Below are 20,294 nucleotides of genomic sequence, written 5' to 3'. Positions count from 1 at the left end.
CCAAGGCAGCCGAACCGGCAAAGAACGCCCGCAAGGACAGCATCTTGTTCAGCAATCTGTTTGTATTCCGCGGCCGTGCTTCGCCCGCCGCGGAGGTCGCCGTCAGCATCGCGGCGGCGGCCTTGATTGTCGCGGCCTGGGAGGTCGCGGCCAGGGCCGGGATCATCGCGCCGCAGTTCCTTCCGTCGCCGAGCCGCGTGCTGGCGGCGCTTTGGACCATGCTCACCGAGCAGAACCTGCTGTGGCATTCGGCGGTCTCGGCCGGCCGTGTATGGGCGGCCTTCCTGATTGCCGCTGCGATGGCGATACCCATCGGCATGCTGATGAGCAGCTACCGGATCGTCGGCGCAGCCCTCGAGCCGATCATCGACTTCATCCGCTATCTGCCGGTTCCGGCCCTGGTGCCGCTCTCCATCATATGGTTCGGCGTCGGCGAGGAGACCAAGATCTTCCTCCTGTGGCTCGGCACGTTCTTTCAGCTTGTGCTTCTGGTCGCGGACGACATGCGGCGGGTGCCGCAGGAGTTCGTCGAAGTTGCCCGCACCGTCGGCGCCAATTCGCGCCAGGTGATGACCGACGTGGCGCTGCGCTGGATGGGCCCGACGCTGATCGACAATCTGCGCATCACGCTCGGCTGGTGCTGGACCTATCTCATCATCGCCGAGATCGTCGCCGCGGATTCCGGCATCGGTTACGTCATCTGGACCGCGCGCCGTTTCGTCAAGACGCCGGAGGTCATGGCTGGTGTCGTCGTCATCGGGCTGATCGGTCTCGTCACCGACCAGCTCCTGCGCCTGCTTCATCGCCGGCTCTTCCGGTATCTGTGAGGATCATGGCATGACGGCCGGCTACGTTCAGTTTCTCGATACCGCAAAGTCATTTGGCTCCGTCGAGGTGGTGCGCAAGACCGATCTTGCGCTGGATCGCAATTCGCTCGTCGTCTTCCTTGGCCCCTCAGGCTGCGGCAAGACGACCTTGATGCGCATGGTGGGAGGTCTCGACCGGCCGAGCTCTGGCGGGATCCTGGTCGGCGGCGAAGAAGTGACCGGACCGGACCGCCGGCGCGGCATGGTCTTCCAGTCCTATTCGTCGTTCCCGTGGCTGACGGTGGCCGACAATATCGGCTTCGGCATGCGCTACCGGAAGGACATCGACGCTGCGGAAAAGGCCAGACGGACCGGCCATTATCTCGAGCTCTTCGGGCTCGTCGATTTCGCCGGCTCCTACCCCAACCGGATTTCCGGCGGCATGCGGCAGCGTGTGGCCATCGCCCGCACGCTTGCCGCGGGATCGGACGTGCTGCTGATGGACGAGCCGTTCGGAGCCCTCGACGCGCTGACGCGCGAACGCCTTCAGGCCGAGCTGCGGCAGATCCAGATCCGCGAAGCCAAGACCATCATCTTCGTCACCCATGACGTTGAGGAGGCCGTTTTCCTCGCCGACCGGATCATCCTGTTCTCGCGCCGCCCGGCGACGGTGGTTGCCGATATCGATGTCGCGGCCGAACTTGGTTCCGACCGGCCGCTGGAGATTCGCGAGACCCAGAAATTCTTCGCACTGCGCAACAAGGTCCTGCATCTGATCCGCAACGTGGCCGGGGCGGCTGTATGAGCCTGTCGCTATCGGGAAAGACCGTCGTCATTACAGGGGCCAGCCGCGGCATCGGACTCGGCGTCGCAAGACGCTTCGCCGAGGCGGGTGCCCGCCTGCACCTGATCGCCGACGACGCGGCTGTGACGGATCGGGCGAACGAACTCGAAGCTTCCTGCGCGCAAGCCGACATCGCCGACCCGCAGGCGGTCGCCGCCGCGTTGCAGCCGCTGTCCCGGATCGACGTGCTGGTCAACAATGCCGGCCTCGAGCTGATGACGCCGATCACGGACCGCAGCGAGGAGGTCGAGGCGGCGTTCCGGCGCATCATCGAGATCAATGTCATCGGCACCGCGCTGATGACCGCGCGCGCTTTGCCCCGCATGCGGGCCGGAGCATCCATCATCAACACGGCATCGATCTGGGGGCGTGTCGCAGAGGCGCGGTTCGGCGCCTATGTCGCGTCCAAACACGCCATCATCGGCCTGACCAAGACCTGGGCGAAGGAACTCGGCCCACGAGGCATCCGCGTCAACGCGATCTGTCCCGGCTGGGTCCGGACAGAGGCGTCGATGCGCTCGCTCGGGCGCATGGCTGCGCGGGAGGCGGCCAGCGAGGACCAGCTTTTGGAAAGGATCGTCGCGGCGCAGGCCTTGCCGGGATTGATGGAGGCTGCCGACGTCGCCGGTTCCTACCTCTTCCTTGCCTCCGATCTTGCCGCCAACATCACCGGGCAGTCGCTCGGCATCGACAGGGGAGAAGTACCTTGGTAGCTGCGCTTTCGGGAAAACGCGCGCTGGTTACGGGCGCTGCCAGCGGCATCGGCGCCGCGACCGCACGGGCCTTGCAGGCGGCCGGCGCGACCGTGCTGGGGCTCGATCTCGTGGCGTCGGAGAGGCCGATCCCGATCCTTGCCTGCGATCTTTCCAGCGAAAGCGATATCGTCCACGCGGTGGCGGAAGGCACCGAACGGATGGGCGGCTGCGACATCCTCGTCAACAATGCCGGCATCCTTCAGGAGGCAACCCTCGGGGAGATCTCGCTCGACCATGTCGACCGCATGTTCGCCGTCAATGTGCGTGGCGCGATCATCGTGACGCGTGAGGTCCTGCCGCATCTCGGCGAGGGCGGCAGGATCATCAACATCACCTCGGAACTTGCCTATCTCGGCCGAGCCGGTGCGTCGGTCTATTGCGCCACCAAGGCCGCGCTTCTCGGCCTGACCCGTTCCTGGGCGCGCGAACTCGCACCCTCGATCCTGGTCAACGCAGTGGCGCCAGGCCCCACCGATACGCCGCTCCTCGGGTTCGAGCAGCTGAACGAGAGCCAGCGCGCGCTGGAGACCACCCATCCGCTCGGCCGGATCGGCCGGCCCGAGGAAATCGCCTCCGCCGTCGTGTTCCTCGCCGGACCCGAATCCACTTTCTTCACCGGGCAATGCCTGGGCGCCAATGGCGGCGCCGCGATGGTTTGAGATGAGGTCGACATGAAGGATACCGTATTCCTGGCCGAGCTGCCCTGGCCCGAGGCCGCAAAGCGCATCGCGGCCGGCGCGCCCGTCTTCCTGCCGCTCGGCGCGACCGAGCAGCATGGCCGCCACATGGCGATGAATGTGGATGTGGTGATCCCGACCGCGATCGCCGAGAAAGTGGCCGGCCAGGTCGGCGGACTCGTCGCGCCGCCCATCGCCTATGGCAATCGATCCCAGCCGCGGACCGGGGGCGGACCCGCCTTTTCCGGTACGATCAACATCACGGCGCATACTTTCTCGCTGCTGGTCAAGGATGTGATCTGCGACCTCTACCGCCAGAAGGTTCGGCGCATCGTCGTGCTCAACGGACACTACGAGAACATCGGGCCGGCGATCGAAGGCATCGAACTCGCGCTCGACGCGCTCGGCCGCGATCGTGTCGGCGACCTTACGATCCTGCGCATCGATCATTGGGAGCTCGTGCGCCCCGAAACGCTGGCGAAGGTTTTTCCCGACGGCTATCCGGGGATCGAGCTCGAGCATGCGAGCGTGATCGAGACGTCGATGATGCTGGCGCTGCGGCCCGACCTCGTCGACCTCGGCAAGGCGCTCCATGACGGTCCGGCGCAATTCAGACCCTATGACCGCTATCCGCGTCCGGCCGAAGAGGTTCCGCCGTCGGGCGTGCTCTCGCTGACGGAGGGATCGTCGGCCGAGAAGGGCCGCTGGCTGCTCGCGGATTGCGAGACAAGGATCGCCGAGATCGTCAAAAGCGAATTCTTCTGAGGGTGCCACGCATATGAGCTCGAACTTCTTCCAGCCGGTCGACGCGGCGATCGTTCCCCGTTTCGCGGGTCACTCGACCTTCATGAGGCTGCCGGCCGTCCAGTCGGCCGCGGGCCTGGATATCGCGCTGGTCGGAATTCCGTGGGACGGCGGCACGACCAACCGGGCCGGCGCCCGCCACGGCCCGCGCGAGATCAGGAACCAATCGAGCCTGATGCGCCGTGTCCATCATGTCTCGGGGACCGAGCCCTTCAGCATCGCCAATGTCGCCGACATCGGGGATCTCTCCGTCAACCCCATCGACCTGACCGACGCGCTGAAACGCATTGAAGAGGGCATCGCGGCGATCGTCGAAGCCGGTGCGATCCCGCTTTCGGCCGGAGGCGACCACCTTACGACCTTGCCCGTGCTTCGCGCCGTGGCCCGCAACGCGCCGATCGGCATGATCCATTTCGACGCGCATTCCGACACCAACGACCGCTATTTCGGCGACAACCCCTACACCCACGGCACGCCCTTCCGGCGCGCCGTCGAGGAAGGGTTGCTCGATCCCGAACGTGTCGTGCAGATCGGTATCCGCGGTTCGATCTATGCGCCGGACGAGCACAGCTGGGCCGTCGAGCAAGGCATCCGCATCATCTATATGGAGGAATTCGTGAGGCGCGGCGCGGAGGCCGTCATGGCCGAGGCCCGCGCAATCGTCGGCAATCGCGCGACCTATGTGACCTTCGACATCGACAGCATCGACCCGTCGATGGCCCCCGGCACCGGCACACCCGAACTCGGCGGATTCACCACCCGCGAGGCGCAGGAAATGGTCCGTCTGCTCGACGGGGTGAAGATCGTCGGTGCCGATGTGGTCGAGGTTGCGCCGCCGTTCGACCTCGCAGGCATGACCGCGTTGGCCGGCGCCACCATGATGTTCGAGCTGCTTTGCGTGATCGCCAGATCCATAGCGGCAAAGGGGTAGCGGCGCAGCCGAGCGGCTTCCGGAGCCGATTGCCCCCGTTCATCCGCCTCCGATCTGCGCCCGCCGCGCCGAACCCTCGCTCTGCCTGCCGAGCAGGACGGCACCGAAGATACCGATGCCCATCGTCACGACGATGTAGATCATCGGCGCATAGGTGCCGCCGGCCTTGTCGAGCAGGGCCAGCCAAAACGGGCACATGCCGCCGAAGACCATGGTCGCGATATTGTATCCGGTCGCGCCGCCGGTGGCGCGCGCCAGCACGGGGAAATGCTCGATCGCCAGGGTGCAGGAGGCACCGACGAGGGCGGCATAGGCGGCGGCATAGCCGAGCTGCAGCCAAAGGAACGACGTGGCACTCGGCGCGGCCATGTAGAAGGGAAAGAGAACGCTGTACATGACGGCAGTGCCGGCCATGCCTGATATGGCGAGATTGACTCGCGACACCTTGTCGGCCAGCCAGCCGAAGACGGGAATGAGCACGGCCATGACAAGCGCCACCGCCAGAACGGCGAGCATCGCATCCGACTGGGCGACGCCGTGCCGGGCAATGGCAATGCTCGGCATGTAGACGGTGTTGACGTAGTTGGGCCCGGTCACGGCGGCGAACAGACCGATCGCGGCGAGCAGTTCGACCCGGTGACGCTTGATCATGGCGGGAAGCGGCACCGAGGCGGCGGAGGCCTCTGCCTTGACAGCCCTTTCGAACTCCGGCGTCTCGGACAGGCGGGTGCGGAAGTAGAAGCCGATCGGGCCGACGATCGCCCCGGCCAGGAAAGGCATGCGCCAGCCCCAGCTTTCGAAGTCGGCGGGCGACAGGTTCCTGGAGAGCAGGAAGACGAAGACGGCCGCAGCGACGACGGCCAGAGCCTGCGAGCACATCTGAAGCGAACCGAAGAAGCCCTTCGACCCGCGCGGGGCGAACTCGATGAGCACGGCCGTCGCGCTGCCGAACTCGCCGCCGGCGGAGAAGCCCTGCAGCATGCGGCAGATCAGCAGCAGCGCCGGCGCCGCTATGCCGATTGCCGCGTAGGTGGGCAGGAAAGCGACCATCCCCGTCGCGACCGCCATCATGACGAAGATGAGCCCCAAGGCCTTCTTGCGCCCATGACGATCCGCATAGAGGCCGAAAACGATGCCGCCGATCGGGCGCGCCACGAAGGCGATGCCGAATGTCGCGAAGCCCAGCAGGATCGACGTCATCGGATCGTCCGACGGGAAGAACAGTTTCGATATGGTCCCGGCGAGCAGGGCGTAGACGATGAAGTCGAACCACTCGAGCGCGTTGCCGATCACCGATGCGGCGATCACCCTGCCGGCTTTTTTTCTTTCACCGATGCTGTCGGCCGACCAGTCGAGTGTCATCGCAGTGCTTCTTCCCAATCGCCGGGAGCGCTCGGGCCGCCGGGTCGTGCCGGCCCGAGAGCGTCTCGGCCATTTCAACCGCAGCTAAGCACGTGAAGATTGCCCGAGGCTTGGCCCTTCGCAGCGCCGAAGGGCCAACCGGCACTTTCCACCGGCCTGGTCAACTAGCCCCGATCTCTCACACAGTTGAAGCTCATCGGGTTCCGAATCAGAGAAAGTTGTTTTGCGGCAACAGCTTAACATTGATTGCGGTAACAGGGGCATAAGCCTTTGTTTTATCGCCCCGTTCACCGCACGACGAAATCGTACCGGCCGAACTTGCCGTCACCTCCGCTGGTTACGTCGAGCAGCAGCGCGTCGTTGAAAATCGTGTCCACGGCGTTGCCCGGCTCCCCGGGAAAATAAAGCTGAGTGGTGAGGATTCTGGCGCCCGGCCGCTGCACCTTGACGTGGAAATGCCGCGTCCGGCCCGGATAGAGGCCCGGCACGACGGTGTTGAACCACCACCGACCCTCGGCGTCGCTGAATTGATGGCCGCGCAGCTTGTAGCCATCATTGTCGTATTTCCCGGTTTCGTCCGCATGCCACAGTTCGACCAGCGCCTTTGCGACGCGCCGGCAGTCCTGCGTCAGCACGTAGCCGGCAATGGTGATCCTCTCGCCACCGGGAGCCTCGCTGGCGAAATCCTGCTTCTCGGGACTATTCGGCGTGAAAAAGGGCCCTTCGGTCTGGGACGGTGTCAGATCGTCGTCATCGGCGCAGGACGGCGTCGGCACGAGTTGCGCCGGAGCAGCCGAATAGGCACGGATCGGCGCGAGCACCGGCGCGGCGGCAAGCAGGGACAGGATTTGGCGGCGGGACGGCATCAGCTTCTCCGGACTGTCGCTGATTTGTCGTCGGCCCTTTTCGGCGGAAGTGAGGCGCAATCCGCCAGCGGGAGGAAGGCCCACGGATTGGCCGGCACACGCGTCGGACAATTTTCTGTTACCGGCCGCTCGGCAGCGTAGAGCGTCTCTTGCGTGTCCAATGGACGCACGACGCTCTAAGCCCGCCTGGGCCGGCGGACCGCTCTCACCTTCCCGCTGTTTCCGCCGCCGCAGAAGAACCGGTCGCCGCCATCGGACTCCAATCCCGAGACGTTGGCGCCGGCGGGCATGTCGAGCTTTTCCAGGACCTTTCCCGTCTCCGGATCGATCCGCCTCACCTCGCTCTGGTCGCCTTCCCATGTGGCGTGCCAGAGTTCGTCGTCGACCCAGGTGACGCCGGTGACGAAGCGGTTGGATTCGAGCGTGCGAAGGACCGCACCGGTCTCGGGGTCTATCTGGTGGATCTTCCGCCCCCGATACTGGCCGACCCAAAGCGAGCCTTCCGCCCAGGCCAAGCCGGAGTCGCTGCCACCGCCCGGTGCCGGGATCGTCGAGAGAACGCGCCCGGTTTCAGGGTCGATCTTCTGGATGCGGTCATCGGCGATCTGGAACAGGTGGCGGCCGTCGAAAGCCGTCCCGGCATGCGCAGCGACGTCGATCGAACGCACCGCCTCCCCACTGTCGGGATCGAGTTCGTTGAGCTTATCTCCGGACGCGAACCAGACATGCCGGCCGTCGAAGGTCAGCCCGTGCACATTGTCGATGCCGGGAAAGGGCCCGTATTCGCGGATGATTTCGGCTGCTGCGAGTTTCATGCTTCCCATCCTAATCTCCGGGCGGCGGGCCGGGGAGTAACAAGCTTGTCGGGAAACCGGGCACGGGCGGGGTCATCCAGCGAAGCGCCCGCCCGCGGCCGAAGGACTGGACCTTGCCGGCGGCCGCGAGTTGCTCCAGCGCCCGCTGCACCGTGCGGGGGCTCGTGCCGAGCGCGATGGCCAGGGCCGAACTCGACCAGGATTCGCCATCGGCGAGGAAAGCCAGCACATCGGCATTCTGCTCCTCGACCGGCGGCGCCAGGACAACCACTTCGCCCGCTCGGCGTGGGGCAAGCGCAAAACCCTGCTTCGTGGCATTCACGTCGACAAGCGTGCGAAGCTCGACGCGAAGCCGACCGATCTCGACCCGCAGCCGGGCGCGGTGCGACTCGTCGGCATGTCTGGCGCCGAAGGCACGCAAGAGCAGCGTGCTTCGCGACACGTCGGCCGGCCAGGCCTCGGCCAGTGCACGTGCGAGCGCGAACAGCACGGGTCGCGTCGCCAGCGAGACCGCCTGCCTGTCGTCCCGCACGACGTTCCGGCACGCGTCGATCACGAGCGCCCCCGATGCCAGAAGCGCTTCGACCTCGTCCAGCAGCAGATGGCGTTCCTCGCCCCTGACGATCGACCGCGCGGCCGGCCTGTTCAACGCCTGCGACGCGCTTTCGACCTCCGCCGTCAGAGCGGACATTCCCGCCTGCCGTGCGGCCTGTCCGGCGCGGGCAAGCGCAGTGCGCGCCGCCTTCGTCTGCAGGCGCCGGACGCCGATCCCGGCGATCGTCAGCTCATGCGCCGCCCGCAAGGCGGGTGGCAATTCCGTGGGATCGAGCCCGTCGAGCATGCGCTCGGCCTCGTCGAGGCGGCCGACCAGGAGCAGCCGCCGCGCCTCGATGTTCCTGACATGCGCGGCATTCAGCCGGTCGCCATGTGCTTCGAATGTCGCACGCGCGGCATCGAGTGCCTTCAGAGGCCAGGAAAGATCGCGCGAGACGAGCGCGATCTCGGCCTCGGCGGCGATGCAGCGCGCACGTGCAATCGTCTCCCTCGGGCCGAAGGCGCGCGCCGCGCTCTTGAGCAGGACCTTGGCGCGAACGAGATCGCCGAGCTGCGCCATGGCGATGCCCCGGAGCGCGAGCGCGGGTGCGTCGTCACGCAGGGCGACGCGTTTCAAGGCGCCGAGGGCATCTCCTGCCGCCAGTGCCTGCGCGGCGGCCGTGATCAGCGAGTCCATCGCAATGCCGTCACACTTGTCACCCTCGTCAGTCGAGCTTTGTCCCGAACCTATGTCATGGCCACCCGCGCCGGCAATGAAACGAGAGGAAACATCGCGATACCAGGCACCTGTTGCGTCGCGACGAAGCCTGCCGCTCGAGATGGATCGCAGGTTCCAACTCAAACCGCTACAAGAATTTCGGCTTCACGTGCGGCCTCGAGAAGTGCATTCCGCGCGTCGAGCGTGGATCTGTGGCCATCCAGGACCTTCAGACAGGCGTCGACAGCATCTCTGTGACGTGGCCCGCGCTCACTGGGCCATCGGGCATCGGTCAGCAGTTCCACCGCCTTTTTGGTGGAGTGGATCGGCAGGGCAGGGCCGAGCGGCTCCAACCTGACGAGAACCGGTTCCTCAAAGGGCTTTTCGTCCATGAGTCGAGATCAACTATTCGGCGGCCCACCGGAGCTTGATGGAACCCGGGATCGGCAGAAGTCCCGCACTTGGAACGTGACGGCGCCAGCTTGGTTCCAGGCGGGACCCTCACCGGAACGCCTGCAGTGCCGGCACGCTGCTCTTGTCCGAAACGAAAAGGAGCACGTCATGATGAACAAAACCCGACGTCAAGGAAACGCACGAACTCATCGCGAGCGATATGGTTGTTGGAACGAATGTCTACGACAGGGAAGGAAACCATATCGGGAACGTCGAGCGACTGATCCTCGTGGCGTTCGGAAAGAAGGTATGGGCGGTGTTGGTAGGGTCGTGATCCCTATCCATTGCCGCCCACTCCTGCCGATTGCCGGCCTGATGGCGGGGCGCAAGTCTAACGGCCAACGGCGCCATTCCTAGCGTGTGTACCGCCGTTCCCCGCTTCTCGGTTCACTCGACCGGTTCGATCTCGCTCGGACGCCAGCTCTTGTCGAAGAACGACGGGAGCGGGCTGTAGAGGCGCAGGATCGTGAACCAGCCCTTCTTTGGATCGGTTTGTATCCAGTTGCCGCGCGCGACGCCTTCTGGCTGAGAGGGGCCGAAATAGACCGTTGTGGTGCCGTCGCCGGCCGCCTCCGCTGCTGGTGACGGATAGCTCTGGCTGCCGGCACGGGGGTACTTCTGCGGAGTTTGCAGCATCGAGCGCGTCTGGTTGTCATAGAGGGTGAAAGACCAGAATGCCGCCGCCGGGACATCCTTGGGCAGGGTCACCTTGTAGGTCTTCGCACCATCGAACGGCTCGCCGTCGGCGTCCAGGAAACCCATCAGATATTGCGAACCCACGCCGGGGATGCGCATGATCATGCCCGGTGAATCGAGCGTGTAGCCGTAGTAGAAGGCCGCGCGCGAATCGAGGGTGCGGGCGCCTGTCGGCGGCAGCGGTTTGAACACGCCGCCCTCGAACAGGGGTGGCGGCGTCTCGAAGAAGGCGCCGCCTTCCCACAGCATGCTGCCCCAGTGCGAGCCCTCGTAGTAGGCCCACTCGGGGTGCTTCGTCGCAAACCGCCAGTTGAGCGCCCGACCCGTAGCCTGCCCGACCGCGGCGGCTTCGGACAGGATTTTCTTCATCCGCTCGTCCGGCTTGAACTCCTTGCCATGCACGATGCCGATCGCGGCGAGCTGGCCCGCCAGTTCCACGTCGTAGCTGGTGGCGGGCTCGTTCTGGACGTTCTCATTGATCAGTTCGAAGAAGCCGAAGTCGCTGGGCGGGATCGTGTTGAACGAGCGTCCGGTCGCTTCGATGAACTTCGTCTCGGGAATCTTCGGTTCTTCGGCAATGCGCACGCTTCCGTCGAGGGCCTGGGCGATGCTGGAGCCGAAGGCGCCGGGCTGGTACGGATAGACCTTCATGTTGCGCTTGATGTTATCGACAGCCGGCTTCGGATCGTTGTCGACTAGGTTGGCGCGCGCCGCATAGAGCGCGAAGTTGGTCTTCGCATGGGCGACGAAGTAGCCGCCCTCAGGCAGCGGGCCGTCATAGTCCGGGCCGACGATCAGGTACTTTCCGCCAAGCCCGCGATCCGGCCCCGGCGCACCGATATCGATGACCCAGGAGAACCACATGTCGTTGATCGTGCCGATGCCGCCCGACGGCTGCTCGACCACCACCGGGCCCTTCGTCAGGTCGAGTCCGGTCATGTAGTAGATCGTGTCGGCATTGGCGGTCAGGAACAACGAAGCCGAATCCATCAGCTCAGGAAATATGACCACTTCGCCGGGCTTGGCGCCGATCTCCTCGAAGCCCTTGACAAGGGCGAGTGCGGACGCGCCGCGGAAGCTGTTGTTGTAGACGTTCAGCGCGCGCGTGAAGTCCAGGGTGTCGTAGATCTTCCGCGCCGTTTCCTCGGTCGGCGCTCCGTCCCGGAAATCAAGCTTGCCCGCTCGTGTTTCAATCGTGTCTGGCGCCGAGAGCGATTTGACGGTTTCGGCGGATACTTCGGAGAAAGCTGGACCTGTCGCAAGAACGAAGGCGAGGCTGCTGACTAAGGCTAAGCGGACCATTGTTCAAATTCCCTTGATGCTCTGACCGGCCCCATGCTTGGCGGAGCCTAACCAATGGTGGTGGCGCTTTGCGCCCCTCCATTCACATGCTGTCGGCTCCCGGGGCTTGCTGCGTGCCGCCCGCTCGCCAACTCACCACTCCTCTCCGATTCCTCTTTCAGAAATCCAATTGATGCGCTGTTGCACCTCCTGTGAAGGTAAATAACTGTACTCCACTATAGCCACTGACGCGGAGTTTCCCCCAAGTACAAGAGACATTAGCAACCACGAATATACTACTACCTGGTTGGCGGAGCGGTCTGCCTATCCCACTCCGTCAGAGCCGCGCAGGGCGCTTTCGCCAAAACCCGGGCCCCAACAACACCCTGAGGGTGACCGCTGCAGCGGGAGGTATCCATCAAGGGGCACTCTTCCCGCATGCCCGCCGCTGATACGCATCGGCGAAATTTCATGCCAATTTCAACCGACATTCCAGACATCCCGCCGGCAGGGCGCGATGCTCCGCTATCGAACTGCGAGAAGGAGCAAGCGATGACCATCCTTGGCATCAAGCCGTTGGAAACGAGCCATCATGGTACCGGTCACAGGCTGTTCGGATGGCTGAACGTGTTGGTCGCCGGATGGGAGAGGTGGTGCAACACGCGGGCAAGCTGGATGTTTTTCGACAGCATGAGTGAATCCCAACTGGCCGATATTGGAATGAGACGTATCGCTGGTTGCGAGTCATGGCGTGACTATCACGAAATGCGCCGACCTTTTGATTTCGAGTACGGTGTTCCGTCTGACGACCTCCCACCGAAGGTGGGCCGCCGTGTTTGACGGCCATCAAAGGCGGATCGTCGCCGATGTGGAAGCCCTCCGGATTCCTGCCATTCGTTACGACGTGGTGACCGACCCGGCTGGTCTTTTCCTTTTCTGGGAGAGGGCTCGCTCGATTCCAGCGACATTGGACGGCGAGTTGCTCGCCTATGAGACACGGAGCGAAGCACAGCGTTCGGGCGACGCGTTGAATGCCGCTCGGCGCAAGGACAGCGGGCTGTCCGCTTGGTGGAAATGTGGGTGATTGTCGGGCATGATCGCCGGCGAGCCGAAGCGATAGCGCGAAGCGATCCATGTCCGTTTTCGAATTCGCAGGCCATACGCTCGACCTGAAGCAAGGCAGGCTCCGCAATGGCGCCGGCGACGTGAGGTTGCGCGCCAAATCGCTGGCCTTGCTGACCTATCTGATCAAGAACCCGGGCAGGGTGATCGGCAAACACGAGCTGATCGAAGTCGTGTGGCCGGATGTCATCGTCTCGGACGATTCACTCAGCCAGTGCCTGAAGGATATTCGCGTCGCCCTCGGTCCGCAGGCGGAGGGTTTCATCCGCACCGTGCCGCGTCGCGGCTATATCCTGGACGAGAAGCAGCTTCGCTCGATCGAGGAACAGAGACAGCCCGGGCCCCCAAGACCTCAGTCGCCGAACGACAAGCCGTCGATCGCCGTGTTGCCGTTCGAGACCGCGGGGGCCGATCAGGATTGGTTCGCGGATGGGATCGCCGAGGACATCATCACAGCGTTGGCGAAAAGCCGGAGACTCCGGGTCGTTTCGAGGAACTACAGTTTCACATTCAAGCAGCACGAGTTGCGCGGCGGCGAGATCGCGCGCGAACTCGGTGTCGGGTATCTTCTAGAGGGGAGCGTCCGCTTGTCCGGCCAACAGCTACGCGTCTCCACACGCCTGCTCGAAGGCAAGTCCGGAGAGCTTCTGTGGGCGGAACGGTTCGACCGGGAACTCGCCGACATCTTCGCAATCCAGGACGAGATTACCGAAGCGGTGGTCCGGCATCTGGAGCTGGAACTGCTGCCTGAAGAACGGCGCGCCATGCGGCAGACCCGTACCCACAGCATCGAAGCCTATCACTACGAGCTCCGCGGGCGGCAGTTGATGGTAGAATTCACCAAGCCGTATCTCCTGTTGGCGCGACGCATGTTCGCCAAAGCGGCTGAACTCGATCCTCGCTATGGGCGCGCCTATGCGGGGATGGTGATATGCGACTGCTTTCTGCTGAATCGCCATGGTCAGGATATCGCCGCCGATGCGATCCTGGATATCGCCGACAAGGCGCTCCATTTCGACACCACCCTTGCCGAGGCTCACGCGGCCAGGGGTTTCGCTCTGTTCTGCTGTGAAAGATACGAGGAAGCCGAACTGGCATACCGGACAGCTCTTTCCATCGACCCCAATTCATACGATGCCAACTTCTTCTCGGCGGAGACCATGGCGCGTTTCCTTGGGAACCGAGAGAGATTGATCTCCACATTCAAACTGACGGCACGGCTCCGGCCCGACGACTATTATTCGCCGCTGATGGTCGCGAGCTTCCTGACAAGGGACGATCCGGAACGGCCGAGATGGGCAAGGACCAGTTTCGAGCGCGCCGAACGCGCCGCGGCGCTGCATCCTGAAAGTGCCGCGCCGCTGCATCGCGGAGCCCTCGCGCTCGCCTATCTCGGTGACCACGATAAGGCACATTCCTGGCTTGCGAGAGCGCTGACGATCGATCCGGACGATTTCGTCACGCAATACAACGCCGCCTGCGTGCATTCGGTACTCGGGGACGTGGAGGAAGCGGTGCGGCGCTTGGAAGGGGCTGTCCGAGGCGTGAGCCGGAACGCGATAGAGCAGATACGTCATGACGTGGATTTCGACGCCATTCGCGATCACCCGCGCTTCCAGTTCCTCCTTCGTTCAAGAGCACCATGACGCGCTGCTTGCGCCAGGCAGCTGATCGAGTGGTGATCCCGACAGGAATCGAACCTGTGACCTACAGATTAGGAATCTGTCGCTCTATCCTACTGAGCTACGGGACCACGCGACGCCACTCATAGCGGCTTCGGGGCGGTTCGCCAACCCGTTTCGTCGCGTCGCGTCGACAGGAGAATGCGGAACGGCGAAGGGTGGTTGCGCCCACCCCTCGCGGTCTCGCCTGCTCAGGCGGCGAGCGCCGTCTCCGTCAGGCGCACCCAGTAGCTGATGCCGTGGGGGATGGCCTCGTCGTTGAAGTCGTAGCCGGGATTGTGGAGGTTGGCGGTATCGCCGTTGCCGAGGAAGATGAAGGCGCCGGGCCGGGCTTCGAGCATATAGGAGAAGTCCTCGCCGCCCATCAGCGGCTCGATCGCGCGGTCGACATTCTTCTCGCCGGCCACCGTGGTCGCCACATCGCCCGCGAAGATCGCTTCCTCCGGATTGTTGAAAGTGACGGGATAGTTGGCATCGTAACGGACGTCGATTTCCGCCGCATGCGCGGCACCTATGCCGGCGCAGATGGCATGGATGCGCTCGCGCGCCAGCGCCGCCACTTCCTTGCGCAGCGTGCGCACCGTGCCCGCGATCTCGGCCTGCGCCGGGATGACGTTGTAGGCATCGCCGGCATGGAACTTCGTCACGGTCACCACGAGCGAATCGATCGGGTCCACCGTGCGCGACACGATGGTCTGGAACACCATGACGATCTGGCTTGCCACCACCACCGGATCGACCGAGCGGTGCGGCATGGCCGCGTGGCCGCCGCGTCCCTTGACGGTGATAGTGAATTCGGCCGTGGCCGCCATGATCGGTCCCGGCCGGATGGCGAATTCGCCGACGGCAAGGCCCGGCATATTGTGCATGCCGAACACCTTGCCGATGCCGAAACGCTCCATCATGCCTTCGCGGACCATGACGCCGCCGCCGCCGCCGCCCTCCTCGGCCGGCTGGAAGATGACCGCCACCGAGCCGGCGAAATTGCGGGTCTCGGCCAGGTATTTGGCCGCCCCCAGCAGCATGGCGGTGTGGCCGTCATGGCCGCAGGCATGCATGGCGCCCGGATGCTTCGAGGCATGAGGTACACCGCTCGCTTCGGCGATCGGCAGCGCGTCCATGTCGGCCCTTAGCCCGATCGTCGCGCCGGCGCCGAGATTGCCGCGGATGATGGCGACCACGCCTGTTTTGGCCAGACCGGTGACCACCTCGTCGCAACCGAAGGCCCTCAGCTTGTCGGCGACGAATTCGGATGTCTTGAACAGGTCGAAACTCAGCTCCGGCATCTGGTGGAGCTCTCGTCGCCAGCCGGCGACTTCGTCCTGCATTTCGGCGGCGCGGTTCAGGATGGGCATGTAGAGCTGGGCCTTCGTTGCTTGGGCGGGCCGCGAAGCGTCCGCTGTTGAGATCGTGATCGGCCGGACTTTGCCATTTTGGCGTCACATAGGCTAAATAGCACCGGCACTGGTCGACCGGGCGCCGATCGGGCTTGAAACCATAGCCGATCCGCGCCGAAGCTCAAGGACCGGAATTCGCCTCAGGATTGCGGCAGGGACTGTTCGGGATACGATGGCAGGGACGCATTTTTTTCGCCGGGCGCTCACCGGCATCCTCCTCCTGGCGGCGGCGCCTGCGGCGGCGAGCCCATCGATCCTGTTCGATGCGAAATCGGGCAAGGTGCTCGCCCATGAGGATGCCTTCAAGCGCTGGCATCCCGCCTCCCTGACGAAGCTGATGACCGCCTATGTGACATTCCGCGCGCTGAAGGCGGGGGAACTGCAGCTTGATTCCCCGATCCGGATGACAAAACATGCGGCCGGCGAGCCACCGAGCAAGATGGGCTACAAGCCCGGCTCGGTGATGACGCTCGACAATGCGCTGAAGATGATGATCATCAAGTCGGCCAACGACGTCGCCATGGCCGTGGGCGAGAATGTCGGCGGGTCGCAGGAAGCGTTCGCCGCGCGCATGAACGCCGAGGCCGCCCGGCTCGGAATGACCGATTCGCATTTCGTCAATCCCAACGGCCTGCATTCGCCCGACCAGTACGCCACCGCCCGCGACCTCGGCCTGCTCGTCATGGCGATCCGCAACGAGTTTCCGGAATATGCCTCCTACTTCTCGATCGAGGGCCTGCTCGCCGGCAAGAAGAGGCTGATGAGTTACAACATGCTGGTCGGCCGCTTCGAAGGCGCAGACGGCATGAAGACCGGCTTCATCTGCGAGTCCGGCTTCAACCTGGTCGGCACGGCGACACGCGACGGCAGGACGCTTGCGGTGGTCGTGCTGGGGCAGAAGTCGGCGGTCACCAGGACCGACTACGCCGCCGGCCTGCTGGAGCGCGGCTTCGCCGCGACCGGCACGCAGAGCCAGACCCTGACGAGCCTGGCGGCCTACGGCATGCAGGATCCCGGCCCCGTCAACATGCGGCCCGAAGTGTGCGACCGGAAACAGGCCGCGGCGCAGTCCGAGGCCGCCGGTGACCACGAGGCCAAGAAGGTCAAATCGCGCTGGCTGGAGAAGATCGCCAATCCGAAGCTCGTCGCCGTCGGCCTCGGCAAGGCGACCGGACCGGTGCCGCTGGCCTGGCGCGACCGGGCCGAAGAGGTCGACGTGCCGATTCCCACGCCGCGCCCTGTCGACGGCACCCCGATCGAGACGAAGGCCGACGCGCGGGTCAAGGCCGCGGCGGGCGTGAACTAGGCCGGCCATGCGCCACGACCCGATCCCCGTCTCCGTGCTCACCGGCTTCCTGGGCGCCGGCAAGACGACGCTGCTCAACCGGCTGCTGAAAGATCCTGATATGGCCGATACGGCCGTCATCATCAATGAGTTCGGGGATGTCGCCATCGACCATCTGCTGGTCGAGCAGGCTTCCGACGGCGTCATCCAGCTTTCCGACGGCTGCCTCTGCTGCACCGTGCGCGGCGAACTGGTCGACACGCTGGCCGACCTCGTCGACCGGCTGCAGACCGGCCGGATCGCCGGACTGAAGCGCGTCGTCATCGAGACGACCGGGCTGGCCGACCCGGTTCCGGTGCTGCAGTCGATCATGGCCCATCCCGTGCTTCTGCAAGCCTATCGGCTCGACGGGGTCGTGACCCTGGTCGACGCGGTGAACGGCGCCGCCACCCTCGACGCCCATGTCGAGGCGGTGAAACAGATCGCCGTGGCCGACCGCATCGTGCTGACCAAGACGGACATGGAGCCCGGCACGGCCGAGCTGAAAGCCCGGCTGCGGGCGATCAATCCCGGCGCGCCGATCCTCGACGGCGGCGAGGCGGCGGCAAGCATGGCCTCCTTGGTCGCCTGCGGCCTCTACGATCCCGCCACCCGCACGGCCGACGTCCGGCGCTGGCTCGGCGAAGCCGAACATGCCCATCACGGCCATGATCATGACCATGATGATCACGACCACCATGGCCATTCGCATCACGGCCATGGTCGGCATGACGCGCGGGTGCGCTCACTGTCGCTTGTGCATGACGGGCCGCTGCCCTTCGCTGCGATCGAGACCTTCCTCGACCTGCTGACTTCCACCCAGGGCGACCAGTTGCTCCGGCTGAAAGGCATCGTCGAGCTTGCCGAGGATCCAGGCCGGCCGCTGGTGGTGCATGGCGTGCAGAAGATCCTGCATCCACCGGCGCGGCTGCCGGCATGGCCGGACGAGAAACGCGGGACGCGGCTCGTGCTGATCATGGTCGACCTGCCCGAAGACTATGTGAAGCGCCTCTTCGCGGCCGTGACCGGCAAGCCGGCGCCCGATACCCCCGACCATGCGGCGCTGCGTGACAACCCCCTCGCCATTGCCGGGTTCGGCGGGGTGCGGTGAGGTTGCGGGCGCTACCGTCGCAGTTCCTTTCGAGCACTTATTGAACGACGGCGACAATCCGGTCTCACAGCCTCGTTGCGAGGCCCGATCCTGCCCGTGTCGTGCAGTTATCGTCCGGTGAACGAAGCGGTTTGGAGTGCAGCTTTCATCACCACGGTGAAGCTGGACACCTCGCATCCCTCCGCGTTTCAGCGTGGCTGCCTTTCCGCTTCCGGATGGAGGGCGTGGCAACCGTTGTGCGGTTAGCCAGGCGCGATCGCACCATCGCTGGCCAGCATCCACACTGACGACAGCGACCTGCGCTTTACCGCCCTCCAGCCGGAATGAGCTTTTTTGGCCGGCGCCCGCGAGAATGATCCGCAGCCCTGCTACGCGTCGCCGCCTTGAGAAGCTTGCGAAAGCTTGGGCACTCCAGATGCGTCGGGGCCGGGCAGTCGGCGACATGGCGGAGGACGTCCCGCAGCACCCGGAGATCCACGATCTGCCGCTGCAATTCGTTGGCTTTGGCATGCAGCTGGCCACGCGGAATATCAGGTCGGCCATCCTGCCCGAACATGCCGGCGATCTCGACCAGCGAAAAGCCCGCCAGCTTCCCGAGGCCGATAAGGGACAGTTTCAAGAGAACGTCCGCATCGAATTGCCGCCGCAGACCATGTCGCCCAAGCGAGCGGATCAGTCCGATTTCCTCGTAGTAGCGCAGCGTCGACGGCGGCACGCCCGAGCGTTCCGCAACGTCCCCGATATCCAGAAAATGCATGCTTGACCTCAAGTTGACTTGAAGTCGTACGCTCTCCCGGAATGACGATTTTTGCAAGAGGTAAGTCATGGAGAGCGTTCACGAGACCACAAGCGCGAGGCCTGTCTGGGTTGACGGGCGCGCGATCGCATTGTTGATGGCGGCATCGCTGACCGTGATGGCAAATGCGACGATCAGCCCTGCGCTTCCTGGCCTCGAGCGCCTGTTCGCGGACGATCCGAATGCAGCCCTGCTGACACGCCTTCTCGTACCGGCTCCCTCGCTGAGCGTCGCCCTTTGCGCGCCGCTCGCCGGGGTCATGGCGGATCGATTCGGACGGCGTCGGCTGCTTCTTTCCGGTGTGATCCTCTTCATCATCGCCGGATGCGCCGGGCTGGTCCTCCCGAGCCTTCAGGCGATCTTCGCCAGTCGTCTCGTGCTTGGGGTTGCGGTCGCTCTGATCATGACCGCACAGACCGCACTTGTCGGCGACTACTTCACCGGCAACCACCGAAGCGCCCTCACGGGACTGCAGATTTCGGCGCGGAATTTTGGAGGCCTGGTCTTCATCTCGCTTGCCGGATGGATCGCGGCACTGTCACCGCGTTTGCCTTTCGCCATCTACGGTCTGGCAGCCGTATTTCTGCCGTTGATGTGGAGGGTCATCGTCGACCCGGCGCCCCGAAGCCCCGAAGCCCCTGACGCGAGGCAGGCGGAGATCGCCGACAGGCATCCGACCTGGGTCGCACTCCTCCTGTTGTTGGTCATTCTTCAGGCGGCCACCAACATGATCTTCTTCGTCATGCCGACCCAGATGTCATTCTACCTCGAGGCCGCAGGTTATGACGGCGCGATCATGACGGGCGCTTTCCTCGGCATCCTCATGATCGCCGGGGGCTGCTCCGCGCTGCTCTATCCTCGAATCCAGCGGGCGACCGGCTATCCCGGCATCTTCTTCCTTGCCTATGCAGCGATGGCGCTCGGCTTCTTCCTGCTGCTCCAAGCAGCGTCGACCGTGTCCTTGTTTGCAGCAGCTGCAGCGATCGGGACGGGCTACGCTCTGGCCTCGCCGAGTTTCGTTGCGCTGATGCTGGAGCTCGCACCGGCGCGATACAGAGGTCTGGGCGGAGGAGTTCTGACGGCGTCCATTTTCATGGGCCAGTTCTGTTCGCCCCTTGTCAGTTCGCCGCTCATCGCGAGTTTCGGCTATGCAGGACTGTTCCACGCAACGGCTCTGCTTGTTGCGGCGATGAGCGTTGCAGCCGGAGTTGCGGGCGGTGCCAACTGGATGCGCACGCGATCGGTCGGCAGGCCCTGACACGTGTTCCGGGCAAAGGCGCGAGCCGCAGTTCCTTCGCGAGGCGATCCTGGAAGGTGCGG

General features: G+C 64.5%; 20 protein-coding genes and 1 tRNA gene. 12 read left to right on the top strand and 9 right to left on the bottom strand.

What is annotated here, in order from left to right; genetic code table 11:
* Nucleotides 1-44 precede the first annotated feature (44 nt).
* Genes JN302_RS08715 through speB form a run of 6 tightly spaced genes read left to right on the top strand, consistent with a single transcriptional unit; the run spans nt 45 to nt 4,817 of the window.
* Nucleotides 45-827, top strand: a complete 783-nt coding sequence (locus JN302_RS08715) for an ABC transporter permease (RefSeq protein ID WP_244846254.1) — start codon at nt 45-47, stop codon at nt 825-827.
* Between the two features lie 10 nt (nt 828-837).
* Entirely contained in the window at nt 838-1,611 is a 774-nt protein-coding gene (locus JN302_RS08710; protein ID WP_202332608.1) for an ABC transporter ATP-binding protein, read from the top strand.
* Nucleotides 1,608-2,363, top strand: coding sequence for an SDR family NAD(P)-dependent oxidoreductase (locus tag JN302_RS08705; protein ID WP_202332607.1), 756 nt, complete (start codon nt 1,608-1,610; stop codon nt 2,361-2,363). The genes JN302_RS08710 and JN302_RS08705 overlap by 4 nt, the downstream gene beginning before the upstream one ends.
* The gene (locus tag JN302_RS08700; protein ID WP_202332606.1) at nt 2,357-3,064 is read left to right on the top strand and encodes an SDR family NAD(P)-dependent oxidoreductase; all 708 of its coding nucleotides are present in this window, start codon (nt 2,357-2,359) and stop codon (nt 3,062-3,064) included. The genes JN302_RS08705 and JN302_RS08700 overlap by 7 nt, the downstream gene beginning before the upstream one ends.
* Nucleotides 3,065-3,076: 12 nt before the next feature.
* Complete coding sequence (locus tag JN302_RS08695) at nt 3,077-3,847, top strand: creatininase (RefSeq protein WP_202332605.1); 771 nt, start codon at nt 3,077-3,079, stop codon at nt 3,845-3,847.
* Between the two features lie 13 nt (nt 3,848-3,860).
* Entirely contained in the window at nt 3,861-4,817 is a 957-nt protein-coding gene (gene speB, locus JN302_RS08690) for an agmatinase (RefSeq protein ID WP_202311277.1), read from the top strand.
* Between the two features lie 39 nt (nt 4,818-4,856).
* Here the strand turns inward: speB and JN302_RS08685 are convergent, their stop codons facing one another.
* The 6 genes from JN302_RS08685 to JN302_RS08660 all read right to left on the bottom strand — a co-directional run bounded on the left by JN302_RS08685 (nt 4,857) and on the right by JN302_RS08660 (nt 11,563).
* Complete coding sequence (locus JN302_RS08685) at nt 4,857-6,179, bottom strand: MFS transporter (protein ID WP_202311275.1); 1,323 nt, start codon at nt 6,177-6,179, stop codon at nt 4,857-4,859.
* A gap of 287 nt (nt 6,180-6,466) precedes the next feature.
* Nucleotides 6,467-7,045 carry a dioxygenase family protein gene (locus JN302_RS08680; protein ID WP_202311273.1) on the bottom strand — a complete coding sequence of 193 codons (579 nt, stop codon included), beginning with the start codon at nt 7,043-7,045 and terminating at the stop codon, nt 6,467-6,469.
* 176 nt (nt 7,046-7,221) lie between these two features.
* Nucleotides 7,222-7,860: a Vgb family protein gene (locus JN302_RS08675; protein ID WP_202332604.1), complete on the bottom strand. Its 639-nt coding sequence runs from the start codon at nt 7,858-7,860 to the stop codon at nt 7,222-7,224.
* Nucleotides 7,861-7,870: 10 nt separating this feature from the next.
* Entirely contained in the window at nt 7,871-9,091 is a 1,221-nt protein-coding gene (locus JN302_RS08670; protein WP_202332603.1) for a helix-turn-helix domain-containing protein, read from the bottom strand.
* Nucleotides 9,092-9,252: 161 nt separating this feature from the next.
* Complete coding sequence (locus JN302_RS08665; protein ID WP_202311266.1) at nt 9,253-9,504, bottom strand: DUF982 domain-containing protein; 252 nt, start codon at nt 9,502-9,504, stop codon at nt 9,253-9,255.
* 448 nt (nt 9,505-9,952) lie between these two features.
* Entirely contained in the window at nt 9,953-11,563 is a 1,611-nt protein-coding gene (locus JN302_RS08660) for a DUF1254 domain-containing protein (RefSeq protein ID WP_202311264.1), read from the bottom strand.
* Nucleotides 11,564-12,013: 450 nt separating this feature from the next.
* Here JN302_RS08660 and JN302_RS08655 point away from each other — a divergent pair, with 450 nt between their 5' ends.
* The 3 genes from JN302_RS08655 to JN302_RS08645 are packed head-to-tail and all read left to right on the top strand — an operon-like array spanning nt 12,014 to nt 14,310.
* Complete coding sequence (locus JN302_RS08655) at nt 12,014-12,382, top strand: hypothetical protein (RefSeq protein WP_202332602.1); 369 nt, start codon at nt 12,014-12,016, stop codon at nt 12,380-12,382.
* Nucleotides 12,375-12,626, top strand: a complete 252-nt coding sequence (locus JN302_RS08650; RefSeq protein WP_202311260.1) for a hypothetical protein — start codon at nt 12,375-12,377, stop codon at nt 12,624-12,626. Before JN302_RS08655 ends, JN302_RS08650 begins: the two co-directional genes overlap by 8 nt.
* A gap of 49 nt (nt 12,627-12,675) precedes the next feature.
* A complete protein-coding gene (locus JN302_RS08645) occupies nt 12,676-14,310 on the top strand; it encodes a TPR end-of-group domain-containing protein (protein WP_202311258.1) in 1,635 nt (544 codons plus the stop codon).
* 30 nt (nt 14,311-14,340) lie between these two features.
* Here JN302_RS08645 and JN302_RS08640 read toward each other — a convergent pair.
* Nucleotides 14,341-14,417 (bottom strand) — tRNA-Arg (locus JN302_RS08640).
* Between the two features lie 120 nt (nt 14,418-14,537).
* Nucleotides 14,538-15,701, bottom strand: a complete 1,164-nt coding sequence (locus JN302_RS08635; protein ID WP_202332601.1) for a M20 aminoacylase family protein — start codon at nt 15,699-15,701, stop codon at nt 14,538-14,540.
* Between the two features lie 214 nt (nt 15,702-15,915).
* Between JN302_RS08635 and JN302_RS08630 the strand changes: the two genes are divergently transcribed.
* Both JN302_RS08630 and JN302_RS08625 read left to right on the top strand, forming a co-directional pair.
* Entirely contained in the window at nt 15,916-17,049 is a 1,134-nt protein-coding gene (locus JN302_RS08630) for a D-alanyl-D-alanine carboxypeptidase family protein (protein WP_202311254.1), read from the top strand.
* Nucleotides 17,050-17,056: 7 nt separating this feature from the next.
* The gene (locus tag JN302_RS08625; RefSeq protein ID WP_202311252.1) at nt 17,057-18,178 is read left to right on the top strand and encodes a CobW family GTP-binding protein; all 1,122 of its coding nucleotides are present in this window, start codon (nt 17,057-17,059) and stop codon (nt 18,176-18,178) included.
* A gap of 304 nt (nt 18,179-18,482) precedes the next feature.
* Here the strand turns inward: JN302_RS08625 and JN302_RS08620 are convergent, their stop codons facing one another.
* Nucleotides 18,483-18,935 carry a helix-turn-helix domain-containing protein gene (locus tag JN302_RS08620; RefSeq protein WP_202314612.1) on the bottom strand — a complete coding sequence of 151 codons (453 nt, stop codon included), beginning with the start codon at nt 18,933-18,935 and terminating at the stop codon, nt 18,483-18,485.
* 67 nt (nt 18,936-19,002) lie between these two features.
* Between JN302_RS08620 and JN302_RS08615 the strand changes: the two genes are divergently transcribed.
* Nucleotides 19,003-20,232, top strand: a complete 1,230-nt coding sequence (locus JN302_RS08615) for an MFS transporter (protein WP_202332600.1) — start codon at nt 19,003-19,005, stop codon at nt 20,230-20,232.
* Nucleotides 20,233-20,294 lie beyond the last annotated feature (62 nt).

The organism is Mesorhizobium sp. L-8-3 (genome assembly GCF_016756615.1).
Lineage (GTDB): Bacteria > Pseudomonadota > Alphaproteobacteria > Rhizobiales > Rhizobiaceae.
This window is presented reverse-complemented; position numbering and strand designations above follow the sequence as displayed.

Bases quoted from the DNA above. Each gene is read 5' to 3' on its own strand.
- JN302_RS08615 (WP_202332600.1), top strand. From the start codon at position 19,003: ATGGAGAGCGTTCACGAGACCACAAGCGCGAGGCCTGTCTGGGTTGAC.
- speB (WP_202311277.1), top strand. From the start codon at position 3,861: ATGAGCTCGAACTTCTTCCAGCCGGTCGACGCGGCGATCGTTCCCCGT.
- JN302_RS08695 (WP_202332605.1), top strand. From the start codon at position 3,077: ATGAAGGATACCGTATTCCTGGCCGAGCTGCCCTGGCCCGAGGCCGCA.
- JN302_RS08675 (WP_202332604.1), bottom strand. From the start codon at position 7,860: ATGAAACTCGCAGCAGCCGAAATCATCCGCGAATACGGGCCCTTTCCC.
- JN302_RS08655 (WP_202332602.1), top strand. From the start codon at position 12,014: ATGCCAATTTCAACCGACATTCCAGACATCCCGCCGGCAGGGCGCGAT.
- JN302_RS08680 (WP_202311273.1), bottom strand. From the start codon at position 7,045: ATGCCGTCCCGCCGCCAAATCCTGTCCCTGCTTGCCGCCGCGCCGGTG.
- JN302_RS08645 (WP_202311258.1), top strand. From the start codon at position 12,676: ATGTCCGTTTTCGAATTCGCAGGCCATACGCTCGACCTGAAGCAAGGC.
- JN302_RS08685 (WP_202311275.1), bottom strand. From the start codon at position 6,179: ATGACACTCGACTGGTCGGCCGACAGCATCGGTGAAAGAAAAAAAGCC.
- JN302_RS08625 (WP_202311252.1), top strand. From the start codon at position 17,057: ATGCGCCACGACCCGATCCCCGTCTCCGTGCTCACCGGCTTCCTGGGC.
- JN302_RS08660 (WP_202311264.1), bottom strand. From the start codon at position 11,563: ATGGTCCGCTTAGCCTTAGTCAGCAGCCTCGCCTTCGTTCTTGCGACA.
- JN302_RS08705 (WP_202332607.1), top strand. From the start codon at position 1,608: ATGAGCCTGTCGCTATCGGGAAAGACCGTCGTCATTACAGGGGCCAGC.
- JN302_RS08630 (WP_202311254.1), top strand. From the start codon at position 15,916: ATGGCAGGGACGCATTTTTTTCGCCGGGCGCTCACCGGCATCCTCCTC.
- JN302_RS08635 (WP_202332601.1), bottom strand. From the start codon at position 15,701: ATGCCCATCCTGAACCGCGCCGCCGAAATGCAGGACGAAGTCGCCGGC.
- JN302_RS08665 (WP_202311266.1), bottom strand. From the start codon at position 9,504: ATGGACGAAAAGCCCTTTGAGGAACCGGTTCTCGTCAGGTTGGAGCCG.
- JN302_RS08710 (WP_202332608.1), top strand. From the start codon at position 838: ATGACGGCCGGCTACGTTCAGTTTCTCGATACCGCAAAGTCATTTGGC.
- JN302_RS08620 (WP_202314612.1), bottom strand. From the start codon at position 18,935: ATGCATTTTCTGGATATCGGGGACGTTGCGGAACGCTCGGGCGTGCCG.
- JN302_RS08670 (WP_202332603.1), bottom strand. From the start codon at position 9,091: ATGGACTCGCTGATCACGGCCGCCGCGCAGGCACTGGCGGCAGGAGAT.